General features: G+C 74.9%; 17 protein-coding genes and 1 pseudogene. 9 read left to right on the top strand and 9 right to left on the bottom strand.

Annotation, left to right across the window (positions count from 1 at the left end):
• Positions 1–77 precede the first annotated feature (77 nt).
• The gene (locus AB0M79_RS16690; RefSeq protein ID WP_364213838.1) at positions 78–599 is read right to left on the bottom strand and encodes a VOC family protein; all 522 of its coding nucleotides are present in this window, start codon (positions 597–599) and stop codon (positions 78–80) included.
• Positions 600–646: 47 nt separating this feature from the next.
• On the opposite strand from AB0M79_RS16690, the gene AB0M79_RS16685 reads away from it, so the two are divergent.
• Together AB0M79_RS16685 and AB0M79_RS16680 are read left to right on the top strand one after the other, a co-directional pair.
• Positions 647–1,120: a MarR family transcriptional regulator gene (locus AB0M79_RS16685; RefSeq protein ID WP_364213835.1), complete on the top strand. Its 474-nt coding sequence runs from the start codon at positions 647–649 to the stop codon at positions 1,118–1,120.
• A gap of 61 nt (positions 1,121–1,181) precedes the next feature.
• Positions 1,182–2,174: pseudogene (locus tag AB0M79_RS16680) on the top strand (tetratricopeptide repeat protein); the annotation flags it as partial.
• A gap of 1,608 nt (positions 2,175–3,782) precedes the next feature.
• Here the strand turns inward: AB0M79_RS16680 and AB0M79_RS16675 are convergent.
• Positions 3,783–5,120 (bottom strand): HAMP domain-containing sensor histidine kinase, encoded by a 1,338-nt coding sequence (locus AB0M79_RS16675; RefSeq protein ID WP_364214257.1) that lies wholly within the window; start codon positions 5,118–5,120, stop codon positions 3,783–3,785.
• 170 nt (positions 5,121–5,290) lie between these two features.
• Positions 5,291–5,947: a response regulator transcription factor gene (locus AB0M79_RS16670; protein WP_364213832.1), complete on the bottom strand. Its 657-nt coding sequence runs from the start codon at positions 5,945–5,947 to the stop codon at positions 5,291–5,293.
• A 129-nt stretch (positions 5,948–6,076) separates the two neighbouring features.
• Here AB0M79_RS16670 and AB0M79_RS16665 point away from each other — a divergent pair, with 129 nt between their 5' ends.
• Positions 6,077–7,246 (top strand): hypothetical protein, encoded by a 1,170-nt coding sequence (locus tag AB0M79_RS16665; RefSeq protein ID WP_364213829.1) that lies wholly within the window; start codon positions 6,077–6,079, stop codon positions 7,244–7,246.
• 179 nt (positions 7,247–7,425) lie between these two features.
• On the top strand, positions 7,426–7,794 hold the full coding sequence (locus AB0M79_RS16660) for an MmcQ/YjbR family DNA-binding protein (protein WP_364213826.1): 369 nt from the start codon (positions 7,426–7,428) through the stop codon (positions 7,792–7,794).
• A gap of 51 nt (positions 7,795–7,845) precedes the next feature.
• On the opposite strand, the gene AB0M79_RS16655 is transcribed toward AB0M79_RS16660, so the two are convergent.
• Positions 7,846–8,355, bottom strand: a complete 510-nt coding sequence (locus AB0M79_RS16655; protein ID WP_364213824.1) for a hypothetical protein — start codon at positions 8,353–8,355, stop codon at positions 7,846–7,848.
• Between the two features lie 133 nt (positions 8,356–8,488).
• Between AB0M79_RS16655 and AB0M79_RS16650 the strand changes: the two genes are divergently transcribed.
• Complete coding sequence (locus AB0M79_RS16650) at positions 8,489–8,695, top strand: hypothetical protein (RefSeq protein WP_364213821.1); 207 nt, start codon at positions 8,489–8,491, stop codon at positions 8,693–8,695.
• Between the two features lie 131 nt (positions 8,696–8,826).
• Here AB0M79_RS16650 and AB0M79_RS16645 read toward each other — a convergent pair whose 3' ends face one another.
• Together AB0M79_RS16645 and AB0M79_RS16640 are read right to left on the bottom strand one after the other, a co-directional pair.
• Positions 8,827–9,042, bottom strand: a complete 216-nt coding sequence (locus AB0M79_RS16645) for a hypothetical protein (protein WP_357543776.1) — start codon at positions 9,040–9,042, stop codon at positions 8,827–8,829.
• 99 nt (positions 9,043–9,141) lie between these two features.
• Positions 9,142–11,790, bottom strand: a complete 2,649-nt coding sequence (locus AB0M79_RS16640) for a LuxR C-terminal-related transcriptional regulator (protein ID WP_364213818.1) — start codon at positions 11,788–11,790, stop codon at positions 9,142–9,144.
• A 120-nt stretch (positions 11,791–11,910) separates the two neighbouring features.
• On the opposite strand from AB0M79_RS16640, the gene AB0M79_RS16635 reads away from it, so the two are divergent.
• Positions 11,911–14,511 carry a helix-turn-helix transcriptional regulator gene (locus AB0M79_RS16635; protein ID WP_364213815.1) on the top strand — a complete coding sequence of 867 codons (2,601 nt, stop codon included), beginning with the start codon at positions 11,911–11,913 and terminating at the stop codon, positions 14,509–14,511.
• A 70-nt stretch (positions 14,512–14,581) separates the two neighbouring features.
• On the opposite strand, the gene AB0M79_RS16630 is transcribed toward AB0M79_RS16635, so the two are convergent.
• The 3 genes from AB0M79_RS16630 to AB0M79_RS16620 form a co-directional block, all read right to left on the bottom strand.
• Positions 14,582–15,973, bottom strand: a complete 1,392-nt coding sequence (locus tag AB0M79_RS16630; protein WP_364213812.1) for a discoidin domain-containing protein — start codon at positions 15,971–15,973, stop codon at positions 14,582–14,584.
• Positions 15,970–17,178, bottom strand: coding sequence for a heparin lyase I family protein (locus AB0M79_RS16625; protein ID WP_364213809.1), 1,209 nt, complete (start codon positions 17,176–17,178; stop codon positions 15,970–15,972). Before AB0M79_RS16625 ends, AB0M79_RS16630 begins: the two co-directional genes overlap by 4 nt.
• 138 nt (positions 17,179–17,316) lie before the next feature.
• A complete protein-coding gene (locus AB0M79_RS16620) occupies positions 17,317–18,708 on the bottom strand; it encodes a cellulase family glycosylhydrolase (RefSeq protein ID WP_364213806.1) in 1,392 nt (463 codons plus the stop codon).
• Between the two features lie 201 nt (positions 18,709–18,909).
• Here AB0M79_RS16620 and AB0M79_RS16615 point away from each other — a divergent pair, with 201 nt between their 5' ends.
• The 3 genes from AB0M79_RS16615 to AB0M79_RS16605 all read left to right on the top strand — a co-directional run bounded on the left by AB0M79_RS16615 (position 18,910) and on the right by AB0M79_RS16605 (position 21,286).
• Positions 18,910–20,097, top strand: coding sequence for a zinc-dependent alcohol dehydrogenase (locus AB0M79_RS16615; RefSeq protein WP_364213803.1), 1,188 nt, complete (start codon positions 18,910–18,912; stop codon positions 20,095–20,097).
• The gene (locus tag AB0M79_RS16610; protein WP_364213800.1) at positions 20,094–20,243 is read left to right on the top strand and encodes a hypothetical protein; all 150 of its coding nucleotides are present in this window, start codon (positions 20,094–20,096) and stop codon (positions 20,241–20,243) included. Before AB0M79_RS16615 ends, AB0M79_RS16610 begins: the two co-directional genes overlap by 4 nt.
• Positions 20,244–20,323: 80 nt before the next feature.
• A complete protein-coding gene (locus tag AB0M79_RS16605) occupies positions 20,324–21,286 on the top strand; it encodes a TIGR03557 family F420-dependent LLM class oxidoreductase (RefSeq protein WP_364214254.1) in 963 nt (320 codons plus the stop codon).
• Positions 21,287–21,386: the final 100 nt, after the last annotated feature.

Raw genomic sequence — 21,386 nt, 5'->3', positions numbered from 1 at the left:
CCGCCCGGCAGCGGACCCGACCGACGCGGGGTCCGGTGCCGGGCGACGGGCGGTAACGGCGGCGGGCGGCGTCCGGGTCAGGCCGGTACGGAGATGCCGACGCCGCCGCGGGTCTGGCCGCCGTACCGCCGCTTCTCGCGCCCGAGGTCGAGCGGGCGGATCCGCCGGCGGGCGTCGAGGGCCTCCTGGTCGAGCAGGTCCTTCGGGATCAGCCAGACGATCTCGAACTCCAGCCCGTCGGGGTCCTTGCCGTACAGGCTCTTGGTGGTCCCGTGGTCGGAGCTGCCGACCAGGGCGTCCGCCCCGACCAGCCGGACCATGGTGGCCTCGAGCTCGTCGAGGGTGTCGACCTCCCAGGCCAGGTGGTAGAGGCCGACCGTGCCGCGGCCGGCCGGCGACGCGGCGGCGCCCGGCCCGACCTCGAACAGGCCCAGGTCGTGGTCGTTGGTGGAGCCCGGGGCCTGGAGGAAGGCGGCCCCGGCGAACCCGTCCGGGGTCATCGGGACCGGACGGAAGCCGAGCACGTCGCGGTAGAAGGCGACGCTGCGGGAAAGTTCACTGACGAACAGGACGGCGTGGTTGAGACGGTGGATGCCCATGGACTCGACGGTAGCCGAGTTTAGTTGAGAGTTCAATCAGTTCGGGTATGATCGTGGTCATGACCCGCTGGCTGGACCCCGACGAGCAGCGCACCTGGCGCGCGTTCCTCACCGCCTCCCGCGCACTGATGGAAACCCTCGACCGCGAACTGCAGCGCGACGCCGGCATGCCGCACGCGTACTACGAGATCCTGGTCCGACTCTCCGAGGCGCCCGACCGGCGGCTACGGATGAGCGAACTCGCCGACGCCAGCGGCTCGTCCCGCAGCCGGCTTTCGCACGCCGTCGCCAGGCTGGAGGAGGCCGGCTGGGTACGCCGGGACAACTGCCCCACCGACCGGCGCGGACAGATCGCCGTCCTCACCGACCACGGCTTCGAGGTGCTGGCCGCCGCCGCCCACGGCCACGTCGAAGGCGTCCGCACCCACCTGTTCGACCCGCTCACCCCGGCCCAGGTCGACCAGTTGCGCCGGATCAGCGAGGCGCTCATCGACCACCTCCAACCGGATCGGACGGCTTAATGACCAAAGAACCCGCCTTCGCCCCCTTGTACTGAACGTTGCCGTACACGCACGATGGGGCGTGTCAATCGGGCTGGGGGAAATCACCACACGCGCACACGACCTCGTCGCCGCCGGCGACCTGGCCGGCGCCCGGGATCTGCTCGCCGGAGCACTCGTCGGCGCCGATCCCAGCCCCGCCAACGCCTCGGACGACCTGGCCGAGGCCGCCGGCCTGCACGCGCGGCTGCTGCTCACCCTCGGCGACCCGCGCGCCGCCAGGCCGTGGGCCGCGTTCGCGTACGCCGCCGTCGGCCGCCTGCACGGTGCGCACGACGAGCGCACCGTCGGCGCCGCCGCCACCCTGGCCGCCGTACTCCACCGGGTCGGCAGCCAGGCCCGCGCCGCCCACCTCTACCGCGATGTGATCGCCGAACTGACCTCGATCGACGGACCCGAGTCACTGCGGGTGCTGGCCGCCCACGCCGACCTGGCCACCGTCGAATACGCCCGGGGCGAGTGCGAGGTCGCCCGCAACCGCCTCGAGGACGCCTGGTCGCTGCACCGGGAGGTGTACGGCGACACCCACCCGAGCGGGATCAAGATGCTCGCCCGGCTCGGCGCGATGCAGCGCGACTGCGGACGGTTCACCGAGGCCAACGACAACCTCGCCCTGGCCCAGGAACTGTGCCGGGAGAGCCTGCCGCCCGACCATCCGCTCGCCGTGCAGGTGGCGGCCCTGGCCCGGGCCACCGCCACCCCCGACCACCTCTGCGCCACTCCCCCACCCCCACCCTCTCCCCCCGCCCCCGCACCCGCCCCGCCCTCGGGGCGCGATCAAGGACTTGTTGCGGGCGACACGCCGGGAGAGAGCCACGACTCCTCCTTGGTCGACGAGCCGATCCCGACCGGTGGGGATGCCGGGCCGCCGCCGTGGGAGGAACGCCCGGACCCCGGGCCGGATCGGCCGGACACCGGGCAGGACCGGCCGGAGGGGTCCGGTTTCCCGGACGAACCCGACGCCCCGGAACGCCCGGACCTCGCCGACCCGCCGGCCGACCGATGGTGGCCGCCCGAGCCGGGTGAGCCCGACGAGCGCCCGGAGCCGGCAACCGCCGGCACCGACCGGGACCGGGACGACGCCCCGACCGGACCGGCGACCTACGACGACCGGGCCTGGTACCACGACCCGGCCGGCCCGGGGTCGGAGCAGCCCTGGCGCGACGATCCCACCGGTACGGACACCGGCTACGACGACCGGGCCTGGTCCGACGACCCGCTCGGCGCCGGCAACCGGCCCGGCGAGGAAGCCCACGCCAACGGCGTGCACCCCGATCCGCTGTCCGACCGCGGCTGGCCGGACCTCGACCGCCCCGACCCCGACCGGACGGACGCCGGCCACCTCGACCGCGACTGGACGGCCACCGACCCCCTCGACCGGCCTGACCCCGACCGCGCCGCCGCCGGCCGGCCGGCCACCGAACCCACCGACGGTGGCTGGCCGGACGCGAACCACACCGCCCCGGGCTGGCCGGACGCCCGCCACCCCGAGGACGCCTGGGCAGCCACCGACCGTCCCGAACCCGAACGCCCCGGCCCCGACCGCCCCGACTCCACCTGGTCGGACCCCGGCCCCATCAAACCCGACTGGCCCGAAGCCGACCGGTACCAAGCCGACCGGGACGACGCTGCCCCGTACCAAGCCGACCGAGACCAGGCCGACCGGTACGACACCGACCGCCCCGACGACCGGTATCCCGACGCCGACAACCGGGCCGTCCGGTACGACGCCGCGCCTGACCAGCCGTGGAACGCGGAGCAGCCCTGGGACGACCCGGCCGACCGCGGCACCGGGTATCCGGAGCGGGGGTACGCCGAGCCGACGTACCCGGAACCGGACGCGGCCCGGCGCCCGGACCTCACCAAACGGGCCTGGCCGGACCAGGAGCCGGCCTGGCGTGAGCCCGGGCCGACCGGTCAGGAGGCCTGGCCGGAGCGGGAGCCGGCGCTGCCGCCGGACGTGCCCGACTTCGCGCCGACCGGCCCCGACCGCGGACAGTTCACGGCCGGCGGCGCGCCGGCCGGCGACGCCCACCCGGGGGTGCACGAGCTACGCCGTACCCCGACGACCGACCTGGCCGTGCGCCAGCGCGGCGACCTGCCGGTACGTCGCCGCAACGCGCTGCCGGTCCCGGTGCGGCGGCCGCCGGCACCCCCGCCGGACCGGCGTCTGGTGCCGGTGATCCTGGCCGGGCTGGTCGTCGTCGCCCTCGGCGCGGTCGCGGTGATCGCCGGGTTCGCGCTCGCCGACCGTCGTGAGCCGGCCCCGGACGCCGGTGGCCAGCCGGTCCCGCCGGCGACCGGTGCCCCCGGGCCGACGTCGCCGGCCGCGCCGCCGCCGGCCGAGCCCGGTACCCCGCCGGGCGGGGTGACGGTGACCGACAACCGCGACAGCGTGACGCTGACGTGGACGTACCCGCCGGGCGCGGAGGGGCCGGTCGTGGTGTCGGCGGGTCGCACCGGGCAGGAGCCGCGGGCGTTCCAGGATCTGGCGCCGGGCACGTCGAGCTACGTCGTGTACGGGCTGGACTCCAGCGTCGACTACTGCTTCGTGGTCGCGGTCGTCTACTCCACGGACCTGGTCGGGCGCTCCGAGCCGGTCTGCACGGAACGCGGCTGACGGTCAGCCGGGGGCTGCCGGCAGGCGTACCTCGACCCGCAGCCCGGGCCGGGCCGGGTCCGGCCGGGCGTCGGTGAGCCGCACGGTGCCGCCGTGCTGGCGGACGAGTTCGCGCACGATCGCGAGGCCGAGTCCGGCGCCGCCGGCGTCGCGGGCCCGCGCGTCGTCGAGCCGGGTGAACCGGTCGAAGACCCGGTCGCGGTCGGCGGCCGGGATGCCGGGTCCGTCGTCGGTGACCATGACCACCTGGTACGGCGGTTCGGGGTACGCCGACACGACCACCTCGCCGTGGGCGTGCCGTACGGCGTTGTCGACGAGGTTGGCGACGACCCGGCCGAGCTGGTCCGGGGCACCGACCGTCCACAGCGGATCGTCCGGCGGTTCGACCCGGACCGGCGGCGACGGGTGGCGGCCGGCCGCCTCTCCGATCAGTTCGCCGAGTTCGACCGGCCCGACCCGGGCCGGTCGCGGGCCGGCGTCGTCGACGCGGGCCAGCAGCAGCAGGTCGTCGACCAGCCGGCTGAGCCGCTCGGTGTCGGCGAGCAGGTCGTCGGCGACCGCCGGCCAGTCGCTGCGCGGTCCGAGGCGCTGGGCGACCTCGAGCTGGGTGCGCATGTTCGCCAGCGGGCTGCGCAGTTCGTGGGCGGCGTCGGCGACGAAGGCGCGTTGCCGGCCGCGGGCCGCTTCGAGCCGGTCGAGCATCCCGTTGAGGGTCACCGCCAGCCGGTGGATCTCGTCGTGCGACTCCGGCACCGGCAGCTGGCCCGGGCGGGCGCCGCCGGTGATCTCCTCCGCGCCGGCCCGCAGGGCCTCGACCGGGCGCAGGGTCGCCCCGATGACCCGCCAGGCGACGACCGCGAGCAGCGCCAGCAGCAGCGGGAACCCGATCATCAGGCTGGTCTTGAGCAGGTCGACGCTGTGGGCGACGTCGGCCATCGACTTGCCGACCAGCACCGTCTGCGGGTGGTCGGCGGGCCCGGCCCGGATCGCGACGACGCGTACCGGGCCGTGCAGGCCGAGCCGGTCGCCGGGGATGAACACCGGCCCGTCGTCGAGGGCCCGGTCGAGTTCGTCGCCGAACAGCATCGGGACCAGCCGGTCGGCGTCGATCGAGGCGGACCGGACGCGGCGCTGCGGGTCGATGACCTGGACCTTGACGGTGGTGCCGACGACCGGCAGCGGGTCGGGCAGGGCGTCCTCGGTGACCAGCATGGCGACCGCCTCGGCGATGCGGCGGGCCTCGTTGTCGGCGCTGCGTTCCAGGGCGTAGGCCAGCGTGCCGACGAGTGCGATCCCGCCCAGGAGGAGCCCGGCGGTCAGCCCCGCCACGGCGACGACCATGAGGCGGCCGCGCAGGCCGGCCGGCAGCAGGCGGCGCCACCCGCCGCGCGGCGCGGCAGCGGTAGCGGGCGCCCGGCCCGGTGGCGGACCGGCGGTCCCGGCCCCGCCCGCCGGTCCGTCGGGGCCACCGGTCGCCGGCCCGGCCGGTGCCGTGCGGGGCGGGCTGGTGGTCATGTCGCCAGCCGGTAGCCCGCGCCCCGGACGGTCTCCAGCAGGTCCCGGCCGATCTTGCGGCGCAGGTAGCCGACGTAGACCTCGACCGCGTTCGGGGCGGTCTCCACCCCGGCGTCCCACACGTGGTCGAGCAGTTCGGTCTTGGAGACGACCTGCCCGGCCCGGCGCATCAGGTATTCCAGGAGCGCGTACTCGCGGGCGGTCAGCCCGACCTCGGAATCGCCGCGGGTCACCCGGCGGCGGGCCGGGTCGAGGCTGAGTTCACCGGCGGTGAGTACGGCCGGCCGTTGCGGGGCGCCCCGGCGCAGCAGCGCCCGCAGCCGGGCCAGCAGGACGACGTACGAGAAGGGTTTGGTCAGGTAGTCGTCGGCGCCGCAGTCGAGGCCGTCGGCCTGGTCGTACTCGCCGTCCTTGGCCGACAGCATGAGGACCGGCAGCCAGTGCTCCTCGGCGCGCAGTTGCCGGACCACCCGGTAGCCGGACAGGCCGGGCAGCATGACGTCGAGGATCATCGCGTCGTAGCCGCCGTGCCGGGCCAGGTCGAGACCGCTCGGCCCGTCGGCGGCGACGTCGACCACGAACCCCTCGGCCTGCAGGCCACGCTGCAGCGCGGTAGCGAGCCGCGCCTCGTCTTCCACCACCAGCAACCGCACGCCGTCAAGCGTGCCATCCCGGCTCCCGGTCAACCATGCCCCTTCTCAGCCCGGGCACAGCTCGGCGTCCGGTTTCTCAGCCGTCTCACAGGGCATTCGGGGCACGATGGGTGCCAGGAGGTACACAACATGTCACTGTTCCAGTCCCGTCCCGCGCTGCGCTGGCTCGTCCCCACCAGTGCCGCCGTGGTCGTCCTGGGCGGCGGCGCGGCGATCGGCACGCTCGCGGCCGCGTCCGAACCGAACCTGCCGCCACGCGACGCGGCCCAACTCCTGGTCGACCTGCAGACCGCCCGCCTGGACGGCCTGTCCGGCACCGTGCTGCAACGGGCCGACCTCGGCCTGCCGCCGGCGCTGGAGACGCTGGCCGGCAACAGCTCCGAACTCGCGGCGCTGGCGACCGGCCGGCACACGCTGCGGGTCTGGTACGCCGGGCCGGACCAGGCCCGGATCGCCCTGGTCGGCACGCTCGGCGAGACCGACGTGATCCGCAACGGCTCCGACGCCTGGGTCTGGTCGAGCCAGAAGAAGGAGGCCGTCCACTACAAGCTCGACCCGGGCAAGAAGGAGGAGTCGCCGGAGCTGCCCGGCGGGCTGCCGGCCACCCCGGAAGAGGCCGCCGACAAGGCGCTGGCCGCCATCGACCCGACCACCGAGGTACGGGTCGGCCGGTCGGCGACGATCGCCGGGCGGGACGCGTACGAGCTGATTCTCGCCCCGCGCGACAAGGCGTCGCTGGTCGAGGAGATCCGGATCGCGATCGACGCCGAGGAGAAGGTGCCGCTGCGGTTCGAGGTGTTCGCCGAGGGCGTCGAGGAGCCGGCGTTCGAGGTCGCGTTCACCCAGGTCGACTTCAACCGGCCGGCGCCGGAGCAGTTCGTGTTCAACCCGCCGCCGGGCACGAAGGTGACCGAGAGTGACGCCAAGGGTGCCGGCCCGGACGGTGCGCCGTTCGGCGGGCACCGGCCGGACGGCGAGTCCGCCGAACCCGGCACGGCGCCGGAGCAGCGGCCGGAGACCCGTACGGTCGGCACCGGCTGGACGACGGTACTGGTCGGGACCATGCCCGAGTCGGCGCCCGGGGCACCCGGCACGCCCGGCGCGGGCGGCGAGCCCGGCGCCGACCTGGCCCAGCTCGCCGGCATGCTCGACCAGTTCCCGGCGGTCAGCGGTGACTGGGGCAGCGGGCGGCTCTTCTCGACCCACCTGTTCAACGTGCTGCTCACCGACGACGGCCGGGTGATCGGCGGCCTGGTGACGCCGGAACGCCTCTACGAGGTGGCGGCGCAGACGAAGTAGCCCGACCTCGGGGATGGGCACCGGCGGCGCCGGGGGTGCGGTGTGGACCGCGTCCCCGGCGCCGCGGTCGTGTGCGCCCGGCGCCATGCGGCCGGCCGGACCGCCCGGCGGCGTGCCGGCCGGCGGCGTGCCGGCCCGGCCGGTCGCGGGACGACGCCCGGGCTGGTAAACCTGCGGGTATGGCAGACGTCAGTGGCGGCGGGGTCAGCGCCGACGAGGTGCTGCGGCTGGCCGGGGGGCTGGCCGGCGTCGAGCAGCACCAGTCGCGCGACGACGTGGCGTTCCGGGTCCGGGGCAAGGGTTTCGCCTACCTGTCCGACGACGGCGAGACGCTGGTGGTGAAGGCGACCCGCGACGAGCAGGCGGCGCTGGTGCTGGACAACCCGGTGGCGTACGAGCGGTCGCACTGCTCGGGCCGGTTCGGGTGGGTGCTGGTGCGGCTGGCGCACGTGCCACCGGACGAGCTGGCCGAACTGGTCACCGAGGCGTGGCTGCTCACCGCGCCGCGCAAGCTGACCGCCGGCCGGCCGGACGTCGCCGCCGGCTAGGGCCGCCACCGGCCGGGCGTCGCTGGCGGCCAGGGCCGCCCACCAGCCGGCTCAGTCCACCTCGTGTACGGCGTAGCGCGGTTCGTCGTCGGGTTCGAAGCCGGTCACCGCCCGGATCACGGCGAAGACGAAGTCCTCGTCGGGACCCCACTCCGGAAACTCGATCCCTGACTCGACCGGCAGCGGCTCGCCGTCGTCCTGGACCGGCTCGCCGTCCTGGAAGACGATCTGGCGGACGAGTTTCCCGTCCTCGACGTACCAGAAGCCGTAGGTGCTGCTGACGCTGGCGAAGATGACGCCGACGACGCGGGTGCCGGGGGCGGCCAGCCCGTCGCGTCCGGGTTCGGGGGCGAACGGCATCACCCGCAGTTCGGGGTCCCAGAGCTGGGCCCAGCCGGCGTCTTCGCGTACGTAGAGGCGCCCGCCGGGGAATGCGGAGCCCGCCTCGTCCAGGCCGACGAGTTCGCCGGTCGGCCGGTGGCGCAGGTCGTCGGGCGCCAGTTCGAGCAGCCGGTCGGTGGTCCAGCCGGCGGCGAAGATCGCGGTCGTGTTCCAGCCCATCGCGCCATCCTCCCCGGCCGGCGCAAGTCGGTGCTGTTTAGGGCGCCGCCGGCTCTGGGTACGAATGGTCAGGCATCGCCGGACATGACGGTCCAGAGTGGACGCGGCGACTCGTACGACCTGGGAGGCTCTCGTGCGCGGAGGATCGATAGTCGGTGTGCTGCTGCTGATCTGGGTGCTGATCGGCGTGGTGGCGGCTGGTCAGCGCGGCTACTTCGACGGTGACGACGCCAACTGTGCCAAGGCCGGCACGGTGGTGGTCACCGCGATCGCCGGCCCGCTGAACTACATGGGTGCCAACCCGAAGATCGAGTGTGAGGTCCCGCAGCCGTCGCAGTGACGGCGCGACCCCGGCGTACCGGCCCGCACCGCGACCCGCGGTGCGGGCCGGCGCCGGGTGCGGGCCGGCGCCGGGTGCGGGCCGGCGCCGTATGCGGGCCGGCGCCGTATGCGGGCCGGCGTCGGGTGCGGCTACCGGACGGCGTCGGCGAGGTCGGCCAGGGTGAGCCGGGCGTGGACGTACAACAGCCTCTCCAGCGCGCCGACGGTCGGCACCTCGCCGACGACCTCGACCCCCTCGCCGGTGCCGGGCCGCCGGCGGTGCGCCAGCCGGTAGACGTGCCGGCCACGGATCAGCTCGACCGTCACCCGCCACTGCCCGCAGCACCGGCACACCAACCCCGTCACCCGGCCGACGATAGCTCTGACCTGCGGAAACTGCCGCCACTCGGCAAGATCGTCGTGATCAGGGAACGGACACCGGGACACGCTGGCGACACGCGGGGCCTATTCCCTGATCACCGGGATCAGGGAGCGGGACAGGGCGGCGGGCAACTGGCGGCGGCGGTGGATGCCCAGCTTGTGGTACGCCCGCTCCAGCAGGTTCGTGACGGTGCGGACGGAGATGTTCAGGGCCTGCGCGATGGCGGCGTTGGTCAGGCCGGAGGCGGCCAGCTCGCACACCTCCCGCTCCCGGGGCGTCAGCGGGTCGGCCGCCGGCCCGCCGGCCCACGGCGGGTACGGGCCGGCGCTGCGCCGGGCGAGGTCGGCGAGCCGCCGCTCGGCGTCCCGGCCGGCCCGCCCGCCACCGGTCACGGCCGCCGCCGCCTCGTACGCCAGCCCCAGGTAGCCGCGCCCGGCGAACCCGTCGGCGACCTCGCACAGCGCGGGCGCGTCGGCGGCGGCCAGCGCGTCGGCGTGGTCGGCGAACAGGTCGAACAGCGGGCTGTCGCACTGCCGCGCCGCGGCGCGCAGCCGGGCCGCGCCCCGGGTCGACGGGCGCAGCCGGACCTGGAAGTACGCGCACTCGACGGCGGTCGTCAGCCGGGCCGCGTCGAGGTAGCGGTCGGCGAGCCGGTCGGCGAGGTCGGCCGCGTACGCCAGGCGGCCGGAGTGGGCCAGTGCCCGGATCTGGCTGAACTCGACGCGGTCGCGCAGGCCGAGGTCGTCGGGGATGCCGGCCAGGCCACGGTCCAGTTCCCGGTACGCCTCGTCGGGTCGGCCGAGGGTGGCGACGCAGACGGCGTACTCGCAGGACACGAAGACCCGTACCGGGAACGGGGTGTGTTCGTCGGCCAGGGCCCGGGCCTCGCGCAGCGCCGGCAGGGCCTCGGCCGGGCGCCCCGCCCACATCGCGCACAGGCCGCGCGCGTGGCCGACGACGGCGACCTCGACCGGCTGGCCGCGCCGGACCGCCTCGGCGTAGTAGCGGTCGGCGAGCCGGGTCGCCTCGGCCAGCCGGCCGGCGAGGACGAGCGCCTGCACGTGGCAGGCGGCGGCCGAGCCGCGCATCGCCGGCCAGCGGGCCGGCAGGGCGAGGCCGCCGTCGGCGAAGCGGTCGGCGGCCAGGGCCGGCTGGCCACGGAACGTCAGCAGGTAGGCGTTCATCGTCGTCGCGGCGTCGGCGACCAGCGGGTTGAGGGCGCGGGACCGGCCCGCGGCCGGCGCCGGGCCGGCGTCGGAGGCCGGCCGGGGGCGGTCGCCCGGTCCGGCGGCGGTGGCCCGGGTCGCGCCGCGGGTGAACAGCGACACCGCCAGCTCGGCGATCTCGAGATCGTCGCCGGCCGGCCCCGCGGCGGTTCCGGCCGCCACCCGGGCCCGAAGCACCTCGGCGTGGGCGTCGGCCGGGCGGCTGAGTCCCCAGAACAGGTTCAACGACCGGAGCGCGGCCAACTCGGCGTCCCGGTCGACCGCGCCGAGCAGCCGTTCGGTCTCGGTGGCCCGGCCCTGCGCCATCAGGGCCTGGGCGCGCAGTCCGACGCCGCGTGGGCCGGGGACGTGGTGGGCCAGGTCCTCGGCCAGGACCGGATCACCGGCGCCCAGCGCCCGTACGGCGGCGATCCCGGGTCCGATCCCCCGTCGCGGCAGGTCGGCCTCCAGCCGCCACCACACCGCGCTCGCGATGTCGACGCCGCGCGTGCCGGCCCGGCCGGCGGCGCGGACCAGGTCGCGGTACATCTGCCGGCGCCGGAGCTGGCCGAGGCCGGCGAGGGCGAGCTGCCGGTACAGCGGGTGGGCCATCGTCACCGTCCGGGGCCGGGCCCCGGGCTCGACGGCGACGGCACCGGAGGGGACGACCGCGCCGCGACCGGCGACGGCGGCCACCGCGTCGGCGCCGACGAGGTCGACCAGGATCCGTTCCGGCAGCCGGCCGGCGAGCGCGACGTAGCGCAGCGCGGTCAGGTCGGGGCCGTCGAAGGTGCCGAGGTCGGTGCTGGCGAGGTCGCGTACCCGGGGCTCGTCGCCGAGCCGGCCGCGCCAGGACCAGACGCCGTGGGAGCGGGTCAGCCCGCCGGTCTCCAGTCCGATGTCGAGCATCCGCCGCAGCAGTCGGGGGTTGCCCCGGGTGGCCCGCCACAGCAGGTCGGCGGTGCGGCCGTCGACCCGGCCGAGGACGCGGTCGAGCAGTTCGGAGGTGACGGCCCGGCCGAGGCTGGGCAGCTCCAGCCGGGGCAATGGCCGGTCGGTGAGCGCCGCCGGCAGTCCGGTGACCCGGCCGGCGGTCAGCAGCAGCCGTACGTCGGCGACGGCGCGAAGGTCGGCGAGAATCGCGGCGGAGGCGTCGTCGAGGTGGTCGGCGTCGTCGATGCCGACCACGACGGGCCGGTCGTGGGGCAGTTCGTCGCGCAGCCGCCTGCCGGGCGACAGCCAGTCGGGGGCGTCGTGCCGGCGCAGCCCGGCGACGCCGACGCCGGGGATGTGCCGGGTGGCGTCGGCCGCCGCGCCGCGCAGCACCAGCAGGCCGCGGTCGGCGCACCGGTCGAGCAGGAGTTCGGCGAGCCGGGTCTTGCCGACCCCGGGTTCGCCGGTGACGATCAGACCGGGGCCGTCCGGTGCGGTGAGCGTCCGCTCGCCGTACCCGGCCTCGGTGTCGCGGCCGAGGACCGGCCAGTCGGGTCCGGCACCGCCGGTGTCCGTACGCTCAGGCGCGATCACGGTCGGCGACGAAGTCATTGAGTACGAAATACTCATGATCCTCCTTGGAACCGGCAGGGATCGTGTCGTACGAGCGGATGGGCCATGCCAGCCACGACATCAGGTCGGGAAGGAAGCCGGGTGGAAAAGCAATGGAAGCTCCGCTCCGGCTGGCCCTTCGTGGCCCGGGCGGCCGAGGTCGACGCGGCGGCCGCCCGGCTGGCCCGGGTGGGCGAGCCGGGGGTGCTGCTGACCGGCGCGGCCGGCGTCGGCAAGTCCCGGCTGCTGGCCGAGATCGTCGACCGGTGCCGGGCGGACGGGTCGTACGTGCTGGTCGCCGGGGCGGGCGGGCGGCCGTTCCCCCCGGCCGCAGGGTCGGCGGGCGAGACGCCGTGGCCGGCCGGCGCCGACGTGGCGGACACCTTCGGTACGGCTGCCCGGGAGCTGCGCGCCGCCGCGGCCGGCCGCCGCTGCGTGCTGGCGGTCGACGACGTCCACCGGCTCGACGCCACCTCGGTCGCGCTGGTGCAGCACCTGGCGGTCACCGCTGGCGTACGGATCCTGGCCGCGACCCGTACCGGGCACCTGGCGGCCGGCGCCGTGCCGGCGCTGCGGCAGCGGCCGTTCGTGCGGGCCATGACCGTCGGGGCGCTCCCCCGCGACGCGGTCGCCGACTGTGTCGAGCAGGCCCTGGACGGGCCGGTCGACGGGCTGACCACCGACCGGCTGTGGCGGGCCACCCGGGGCAACCCGCTGTTCCTGCGGCACCTGCTGGACACCGGTGTGGCCACCGGGGCGCTGCGGCGTACCGCCGGGGTGTGGCGGTGGGCGGGGGCGATGCGGGCCGGCCGGGAGCTGCGGGACCTGGTGCTCGACCTGCTCGGCGCGTCGTCGCCGGCCGAGGCGGCCGCGCTGGCGTACGTCGCGCACGCCGAGCCGGTCGCTCTCGGGGTGCTGGAGACGCTGGTCGACGCCGCCGTCCTGGAGGAGCTGGAACTGCGGGCCCTGATCGCCGTGGAACGCGACGGCGAACGGCTCGTGGTGCGAATCGGTCACCCACTGTTCGGCGAGGTGCTGCGGGCCGGGGCCGACGCCCCCGCCCGGTCGCGGATCTACCGCGAGCTGGCCCGGGCCGCGCGGGGCCGGGCCACCGGACCGCGGACGGTCGCCTGGCGGCTCGCGGCCGGTGACCGGATCACCGACGCCGAGGTGCTCGGCGCCGCCGAGGACGCCCTGGCCGGCTGCGACGCGGCGCTGGCGGCGACGCTGGCCCGGCACGTCGACGGCCCGGCCGGCGCGGAGCTGCTCGGGCGGGCCCTGGTCGCCCAGGACCGGGCGGTGGAGGCCGAGGAACAGCTCGGCCGCCACCCACTGCCGAACCGTCCTGGCCAGGTGGTGGTCCGGGCACTGAACCTGTTGTGGAACCGGCGCCGGCCGGCCGATGCCGCGAAGCTGGTGCGCGGCTGCACCGGGGACGGAGCCCCGGCGCTGCGGGTCGCACGGCTGGCGATGGCGGCGTTCGGTGGCGCACCGATGCCGGGCCCGGCCGAGATGGCGGACCTGGTGGTCGTCGACCCGGTGGTGGCCAGCGTCGTCGACCCGCTGCGGGCGTTCCTGCTGATCCACGCGGGTCGCCCGGCGTACGTCGCCGACGCCTTCCCCGCCGACCGGGTGGGCGCGCCCCGGCCGTGGTCGTCGATGCGCGGCGCCGCCGTCGCCTGCCGGGTGCAGGCGCTGCAGCTCACCGGCCGGCTCGACGAGGCGACGGACGCCGCCGGCGCCGGCTACCGGGCGGCGGTCGCCGGCGCGGTGCCGGCCGAGGCGGCACTGCTCGCCGCGGAACTGGGTGCGTGCGAGATGTGGGCGGGGCGACCCGGGCGGGCGCTGCCACACCTGCGGGAGGCCCGGGCGCTGCTGGACGAGGACGCGCCGGTCGCGGTGCAGATCCGCGTCCTCGCCGGGTACGCGACCGGCCTGGCCGCCACCGGGCACCCGGACCGGGCCGCCACGGTGCTGGCCGAGGTCGGCCGCCGGGTGCCCACGTCGTCGGCCACCGACGGGGTGCTGCGGCTGGCGGCGGTGCAGGTCGACGCGTGGAGCGGCCGGCGGGCGGCGGCCGAGGAGGCCGCCCGGCTCGGTACGGCGTACCGGCTGGCGGGCCGGCCGACCGAGGCGGCACAGGCGTACTACCTCGCGGCCCGGCTGCGCCCGTCGCCGCTGGTCGCGGCGGCGCTCGCCGAGGTGGTCGCCGGCTGCGACAGCGACCTGTTCCAGGTGTTCGCGCGGCATGCCGACGCCGCCGCGACGGGTGACCTGGACGGGTTGCGGGCGGTCGCCGCCGAGCTGGACGGCCGTGGCTACCGGGGGCTGGCGCTGGAGGCGGTGTCGACCGCGGCGGCGCTGGCCACCGCCGCCGGCCACGGCCGGGTCGCGGCGGGGCTGCGGGCCGAGGTCGGCCGGCTGCACCGGCACTGCGACGGCAACCGTCCACCCTGGACCCAGGTGGCCGGGCCGTCGGCGGCGCTGACCGGCCGGGAACGGCAGACCTGCGAGCTGGCCGCCGCCGGCCTGCCCGACGACGTCATCGCCGGGCGGCTGGGGCTGTCGCGGCGCACCGTCGCCAACCACCTGCACCGCGCGTACGGCAAGCTCGGGGTGCGCGGCCGGCGGGACCTGCCGGCCGCGCTCGGCCTGCCCAGCCCCGGCCTTCGGGTCGACCCGCTCTGGGAGACGGCGGGCTGACCCCGGCCGGCCCCGGGCTGGGCGGCCGGGCGTCGCGGCCCGTGGGAGGTCACGGGCCGCGACGCCGGCATCAGTGACAGCCCACCGGGCCGCCGGCGTCGAGGACCGCGCCGTCGACGTCGACGAACTGCCACGAGTAGCTGTCGACCCCCAGGTCCAGCCTGAGTACGCCGTTGACCCGCAGCCGCACCTCGCTGTTGGCCCGTACGGTGCCGAACTCGCGCGGGGTGGCGCCCCCGGTGCCGACCACGAACTCACGGATTCCCGCCGGCGACCCGACCGCGTCCGGGGTCTGCGGCGCGAACCGCTCGTAGGAGTGGTCGTGCCCGTTGAGGACCACGTCGGCGCCGGCGGCGTGCAGCGCGTCCCAGAACGGCCGCATGTTGGGGAAGTTGCCGTGCGTGCCGCCGGAGCTGAACATGGGCCGGTGCCAGAAGGCGAGCACGCACCGCTTCGTGTTCGCCGCCAGGTCGGCCCGCAGCCAGGCGACCTGCGGGCCGCCGGCCGACCGCTCGTACTCCGAGTTCAGCGACACGACGTGCCAGTTGCCGAGGTCGAAGCTGTACCAGCTGGTGCCGGCCGGCCGGGCCAGGTCGCCGAAGTACTCGAAATAGCCCTGCGCGCCGTCGCCGAGGATGTATTCGTGGTTGCCCGGCGTGGGCCGGGTCCGGTCCTTCAGGCGGCCCCAGCTCGGCTCGTAGTACGCCCGGTACTCCTCGATGGTGCCGTCGTTGTTCTGGTTGTCGCCGAGCACGAGGACGGCGTCCGGGTCGATCGCCAGCGCCCGTTCCGACGTGCGCCAGTGGGCGCACGAGGTGCCGGTGCAGCGGGTGGCGATGTCGCCGGCCGCGACGACGACGTGCCCGCCGCCCGGGCCCGGGTCCGGGTCGGCGACGAGGGCGGCGACCTCGGCCACGCTGGCCCAGCCGTTGCCCTCGGCACTGTTCCACCAGGCCAGCCGTACGAAGCGGGCGCCGGTCGGGGCCGCGAACGGGGAACTCTCGAACCCGGCGGTGGTGCCGGTGCTGCGGCCGGCCCACACCTTGGTGAAGGCGGTGCCGTCGGTGGAGGTGTAGACGGTGAAGTCGTTCCACCGCAGGTCGCCGCGGTGCCAGGCGACCCTGACCCCGCACAGGTCGCGGGCGGCGCCGAGGTCGAGGGTCAGGGCGGCGCCGAAGCCCTGGCCCGACCAGCGGGTGCCGAGGTCGCCGTCGACGGCGTGCGCCGGCGGGTTCGCCGCCTCGTGGGTGCTGGCGGTGGCGGTGGCCGGCACGGCGGTGCCGCAGCCGGGGATGGCCGGCACCACGTCGGACGGTACGTCGGCGGCGGTCGCGGCCCCGCCGACCAGTGCCGTCGCGGCGACCAGGAGCCCGGCGAGCGCGCCCCGGCCGGCCCGGGCCACGCCGGGGTGGCGCCGGGCCGCGCCGCGTCGCGGCCAGGGGGTGTCGGTCGTCCGGGTCATGGGCCGAGCACCGCCGCCTCGGTGATGCTGGCCCAGCCGTTGCCCTCGGCGTTGTTCCACCAGGAGACGCGGACGAACCGGGCGTCGCGCGGGGTGAAACGTTCCGTCTCCGGCGCGGTCGTCGCGCCGGTGCTGCGGCCCTCCCATGCCTTGGTGTAGGTGACGCCGTCGGTGGAGGTGTAGACGGTGTAGTCGTTCCACCGCAGGTCGCCGCGGTGCCAGGCGACGGTGGTGCCACAGAGGCGCCGGACGGTGCCGAGGTCGAGGGTCAGCGCGGCGCCGAAACCGTTCCCCGACCAGCGGGTGCCGAGGCTGCCGTCGACGGCCTGCGCCGGCGGGTTCGCCGCCTCGTGGGTGCTCGCCGAGACCCCGGCGACCGGCACCGCGCCCGCGCAGCCGCCGGACCCGCCGGGGGCCACGTCGGCGTACGTCGCCCGTTCGTCGCCGACGCGTACCTCGTCGTGGAACATGACGCGGCGGTCGACGGTGGAGGCCCGGTCGGAGAAGGCCCAGTCCCACTTGTAGATGCCGAGCTTGAAGTACGGCGATCTCGGGCCGCCGCCGTGCACCGGACCGGTCCGGGAGACCACCTGGACCCCGTCCCGCCACACCTCCAGCAGGCCGGCGCCGTCGGTGCGCCACCGCACGTGGAAGACCCAGTCGGTCCAGCCCCCGGTGCGGTACGGCCCGAGGTCGATGAACTCGCCCTGGAAGTCGATCTGCCAGCGGCCCTTGCCGGTCAGCAGCGCCAGCGGCGGCGATCCGCCGGGGCAGCCGCTGTCGCACTGGTGCCACTGGGTGACGATCTCCGACGAGGTGTCGTACGCCCAGGTCGGGTCGAGGTTGATGCTGAAGCCGTACCAGCGCTCGGCGTTCGCCGGCTGCGCGTCGGGCTGGTTGATCTCGGCGCGCCTGCTGCCCGCGGCCGGGCTCGGGTCGGTGCGGTTCAGTTCGAACCGCACCGCGTGCCCGCCCGCGCGGGCCGGTGCGGTGACCATGGTCGCCCCGTGGTCGGTGACGAACTGCTTGTAGAACCCGGCCGGGGGTGTGGCCGGCAGGGTGCGGTCGGCCGGGTTCTCCCAGTCGAGGGTGCGCAGGACGCCGGCCGGGTCGGCGCCCGCCGGCTGGGCCGCCACCACGGCGACCGCCAGCCCCAGCGCCGCGGCGACCGTGGCGGCCAGGGGTCTGTTACGGATCGATGCCATACGTCGCTCCCGTCGGATCGGCAGGGATCGGCAGGGATCGGGCGGGGCCGGATTTGTCCGGCACCGCCCGAACCCTTGGCAGCGTCGTACAGTGGATCGACAACCGTCATGAGTAACAGATGCTCAGGCCGGCCGCTCTCAGCTCGCGGTGCAGGTCACCGCCGGTACGCCGTTGGTGCCGGTCCAGGAGCCGATGAAGCCGAAGTTGGCCGTGCCACCGGCGGGCAGGCTGCCGTTGTACGCCACGTTGCGGGCGGTCACCGCCGCGCCACTGCTGGTCAGGTTGGTGTTCCAGGACTGGCTGACCGACTGGCCGTCGCCGAACCGCCAGGTGACCGTCCAGCCGGCGATCGGCGCCGCGCCGGCGGTCACCTTCACGTCGCCCTGGAAACCGCCCTGCCACTGCCCGACGATGCTGTAGGCGGCCGTGCAGCTCTTGCCACCCGGCGGCGGGGTGGTCGGCGGAGGCGTGGTCGGCGGCGGGGTCGTGGGCGGAGGCGTCGTCGGCGGAGGCGTCGTGGGCGGCGGCGTGGTCGGCTGGACGCCGCCGTAGACGGTCGCCTCGCGTGACGTGGTCCGGATGCCATTCGCCCCGTTGAAGATCCGCTGCCCCCACGAGGTGAGCGCGTTGACGTTGAAGTTCGTCACCATGTCGAGGTATTCGACGCCGCCCCCGTTGCCGCTCCACGACCAGCCGATGTAGCCGATCCCGTGGGTCGTGGTGTACGACATGATCGTGTCTTCGTCGGGGTTGCCGTCGGAGTGGTTGAACCCGAACTCGCCGACGACGATCGGCAGCCCGGCGGTCCGGAACCGGCCCAGGTAGTCGGTGACCTCGGCGGCGGTGTCGAAGACGCCGTACATGTGCACCGAGAAGACGGTGTTGCGGTCGGGGTCGCTGGCGAAGACCGCCGCCGCGTTGTCGCGCATGGTGAACTGCCAGTCCTGACCCCAGTTCGGGGCGTCGACCATGATCTGGTGGTCGAAGCCGGCGTCGCGCAGCCGGTTGATCGCGCTGGAGGTCGCCTGCACCCAGCCCGGCGTCACCGGGTTGTTGCCGATCGGCTCGTTGCCGATGTTGACGATGATGTACTTCTCCTGGCCGGCCAGCACGTCCCGCAGGCTGATCCAGTAGTCGACCGCCCGGTCCAGGGTCACCGCGCCGGCCTGTTCGCCGTACCCGGTGGTGTCGTGGTTCTCCAGCACGCAGATGAGCTTGTTCTGCTTGCACAGGGCGACCACGTTGGCGACGTCGGCCGGCCCGTTGGCGGCCCAGCGGCCACCGCTGAGGACCACCCGGACGGTGTTGGCACCCAGCGACTTGATGTTGGCGAACGAACTGGTCTGATGCGTGTACCAGGCGTGCGGGTGACTCACGCCCCGCATGATGAACTGGTTGCCGTTGGACTCGTAGATCTTGCCGCCGCTGACGTAGAAGCCGGTGGCGGCGTGCGCGTTCGGCACGAAGACGAACAGGGCGGCGAGGGTGGCGAGCAGCGTCGCACCGGCGACGGTTAGTCGTGTTTTCATGACCTGCCTCAGGAAGTGCCCATGGCGGGCGAAGACGTCGGGACTGGCAGTCGCTGCCCGACAACTGCCAACCGGCTCCCTGCGGCTCGCATCAGACTAGGCACGTACATCAATCAAGTCAACCGGTTAAGTGCCCGTCGACGTTACCCGGACCGCACACCGGGTAAGCCGGCGCGTCCGCGAAGCCCCGGAGGCCAACAGATGCGAGCAGTCACCTGGCACGGCAAGCGCGACGTACGGGTGGAGACGGTGCCCGACCCGGCGATCCAGCAGCCCACCGACGCCATCATCCGGGTCACCTCCACCGGCATCTGCGGCTCCGACCTGCACCTGTACGAGGTCATGGGCCCCTTCATGGGCGAGGGCGACATCCTCGGCCACGAACCGATGGGCGTGGTCGAGGAGGTCGGCGACGAGATCACCAACCTCGCCCCCGGCGACCGGGTGGTCGTCCCGTTCCAGATCGCCTGCGGCCACTGCTACATGTGCGGCCTCGGCCTGCCGACCCAGTGCGAGGTCACCCAGGTCCGCAACACCGGCATGGGCGCCGCCCTCTTCGGCTTCTCCAAGCTCTACGGCGAGATCCCGGGTGGGCAGGCCGAACTACTGCGGGTGCCGCAGGCCCAGTACGGCCCGATCAAGGTCCCCGACGGCCCGCCCGACGACCGGTTCGTCTACCTGTCCGACGTCCTCCCGACCGCCTGGCAGGCGGTCGAGTACGCGGCGATACCGCCCGGCGGCAGCCTCGTCGTGCTCGGCCTCGGCCCGGTCGGCGACATGTGCACCCGCATCGCCCGGCACCGCGGCGCCGGCCAGGTGATCGGCGTCGACCTGGTCCCCGCACGCGTCGACCGGGTCCGCCGCAACGGCATCGACGTACTCGACCTGCAGGACTATGACGAGGGCATCGCCGACGCCATCCGGGAACGCACCGACGGCCGTGGCCCCGACTCGGTCGTCGACGCGGTCGGCATGGAGGCGCACGGCGACCCGATGGGCACGGTCGCCCAGCGGATGTCCGGCACCCTGCCCGACTCGATCGGCTCCCGGCTGATGGCCCGCGCCGGCCGGGACCGGCTCGCCGCCCTGCACCTGGCCAGCGACATCGTCCGGCGCGGCGGCACCATCTCGGTCATCGGCGACTACGGCGGCACCGCCGACCCGCTGCCGCTGCTCACCCTCTTCGACAAGCAGGTGACGCTGCGGATGGGGCAGGCCAACGTGCGGCGCTGGTCCGACGACATCATGCCGCTGGTCACCGCCGACAACGACCCGCTCGGCGTGGACAACTTCGCCACCCACCGGCTGCCCCTGGCCGACGCCCCCAGGGGCTACGAGATGTTCCAGAAGAAGGAGGACGGAGTAGTGAAGGTGTTGTTGCGCCCATGACGACGACGAACCCGCCCGACCCGACCCCGGCGCCGCGTACCGTGCCGCCGCCCGCCCCGGACCGGCCGGTCCGCGCCACGGCCGGGGACCGGCCCGTACGCCGCACGCTGCGCCGCGAGCCCGGCCTGCGCCGGCGCCGGATCTGACAACCCGGGTACGGCGCACAGGTTTGCCACGGCCACGACCGGTTACCACGGTCGGCAAGAATGCCGTGGAAGGGATCCGCATGGTCGCCGTGGGCTACACCCTCATGTCCGAACAGACCGCGCCGAAGCAACTCGTCGACTACGCGGTGCGCAGCGAGCACGCCGGCTTCGACCACGCCGTCGTCTCCGACCACTACTACCCGTGGCTGGAGTCCCAGGGCCACTCACCCTACGCCTGGTCGGTGCTGGGCGCGATCGCCCACGCCACCCAGCGCATCGAACTGATGTCGTTCGTGACCTGCCCGATCCGCCGCTACCACCCGGCGGTCGTGGCGCAGAAGGCGGCGACCGTCGGGGTGCTCTCCGACGGCCGGTTCACCCTCGGGCTCGGCGCCGGCGAGAACCTCAACGAGCACGTCGTCGGGGCGTGGCCGCACGTACGGCAGCGGCACGAGATGTTCGAGGAGGCGTTGCAGATCATCCCGCCGCTACTCGACGGCGAGACGCTGTCGTACTCCGGCGAGTACTACGACGTGCCCGAGGCGTACCTGTGGGACCGGCCGGCGGACCGGGTGCCGATCGCGGTGGCCGCCTCCGGCCCGGCGTCGTGCGAACTCGCCGGCTCGTACGCCGACGGTCTCATCGCCACCGAGCCCGACCCCGAGGTCATCGCCCTGTTCGACGACGCCGGCGGGGCCGGCAAGCCCCGGTACGGGCAGGTCGCGATCTGCTACGGCCCGGACGAGGAGGAGTGCCGCCGGATCGTGCACGACCAGTTCCGCTGGTTCGGCCTCGGCTGGAAGGTCAACGCCGACCTGCCCGGCCCGGAGTCGTTCGAGAGCGCGACCCGGTTCGTCCGGGAAGAGGACGTCGCGTCCTCCATCCCGTGCGGGCCCGACCTCGAACGGCACGTCACCGCGTTCAAGCGGTTCGTCGACGCCGGCTTCACCCACGTGGCGGTGGTCCAGGTCGGCGGGGCGAGCCAGCCGATGTTCCTCGACTGGGCGGAGCGGGAGCTCGTGCCGCGACTGCGGGAGCTGTGATGCGGATCGGAAACGTCGAGATACGCCCGCTCGGCGGCGGGCTGGGCTGCCTGCTGATGATCCTGTTCTCGGTGCTCGCGTCGATCGTGCTGACCGTGCT

Origin of the sequence: Polymorphospora sp. NPDC051019, assembly GCF_040683055.1 — a bacterium.
Classification (GTDB): domain Bacteria; phylum Actinomycetota; class Actinomycetes; order Mycobacteriales; family Micromonosporaceae; genus Polymorphospora; species Polymorphospora lycopeni.
This window is presented reverse-complemented; position numbering and strand designations above follow the sequence as displayed.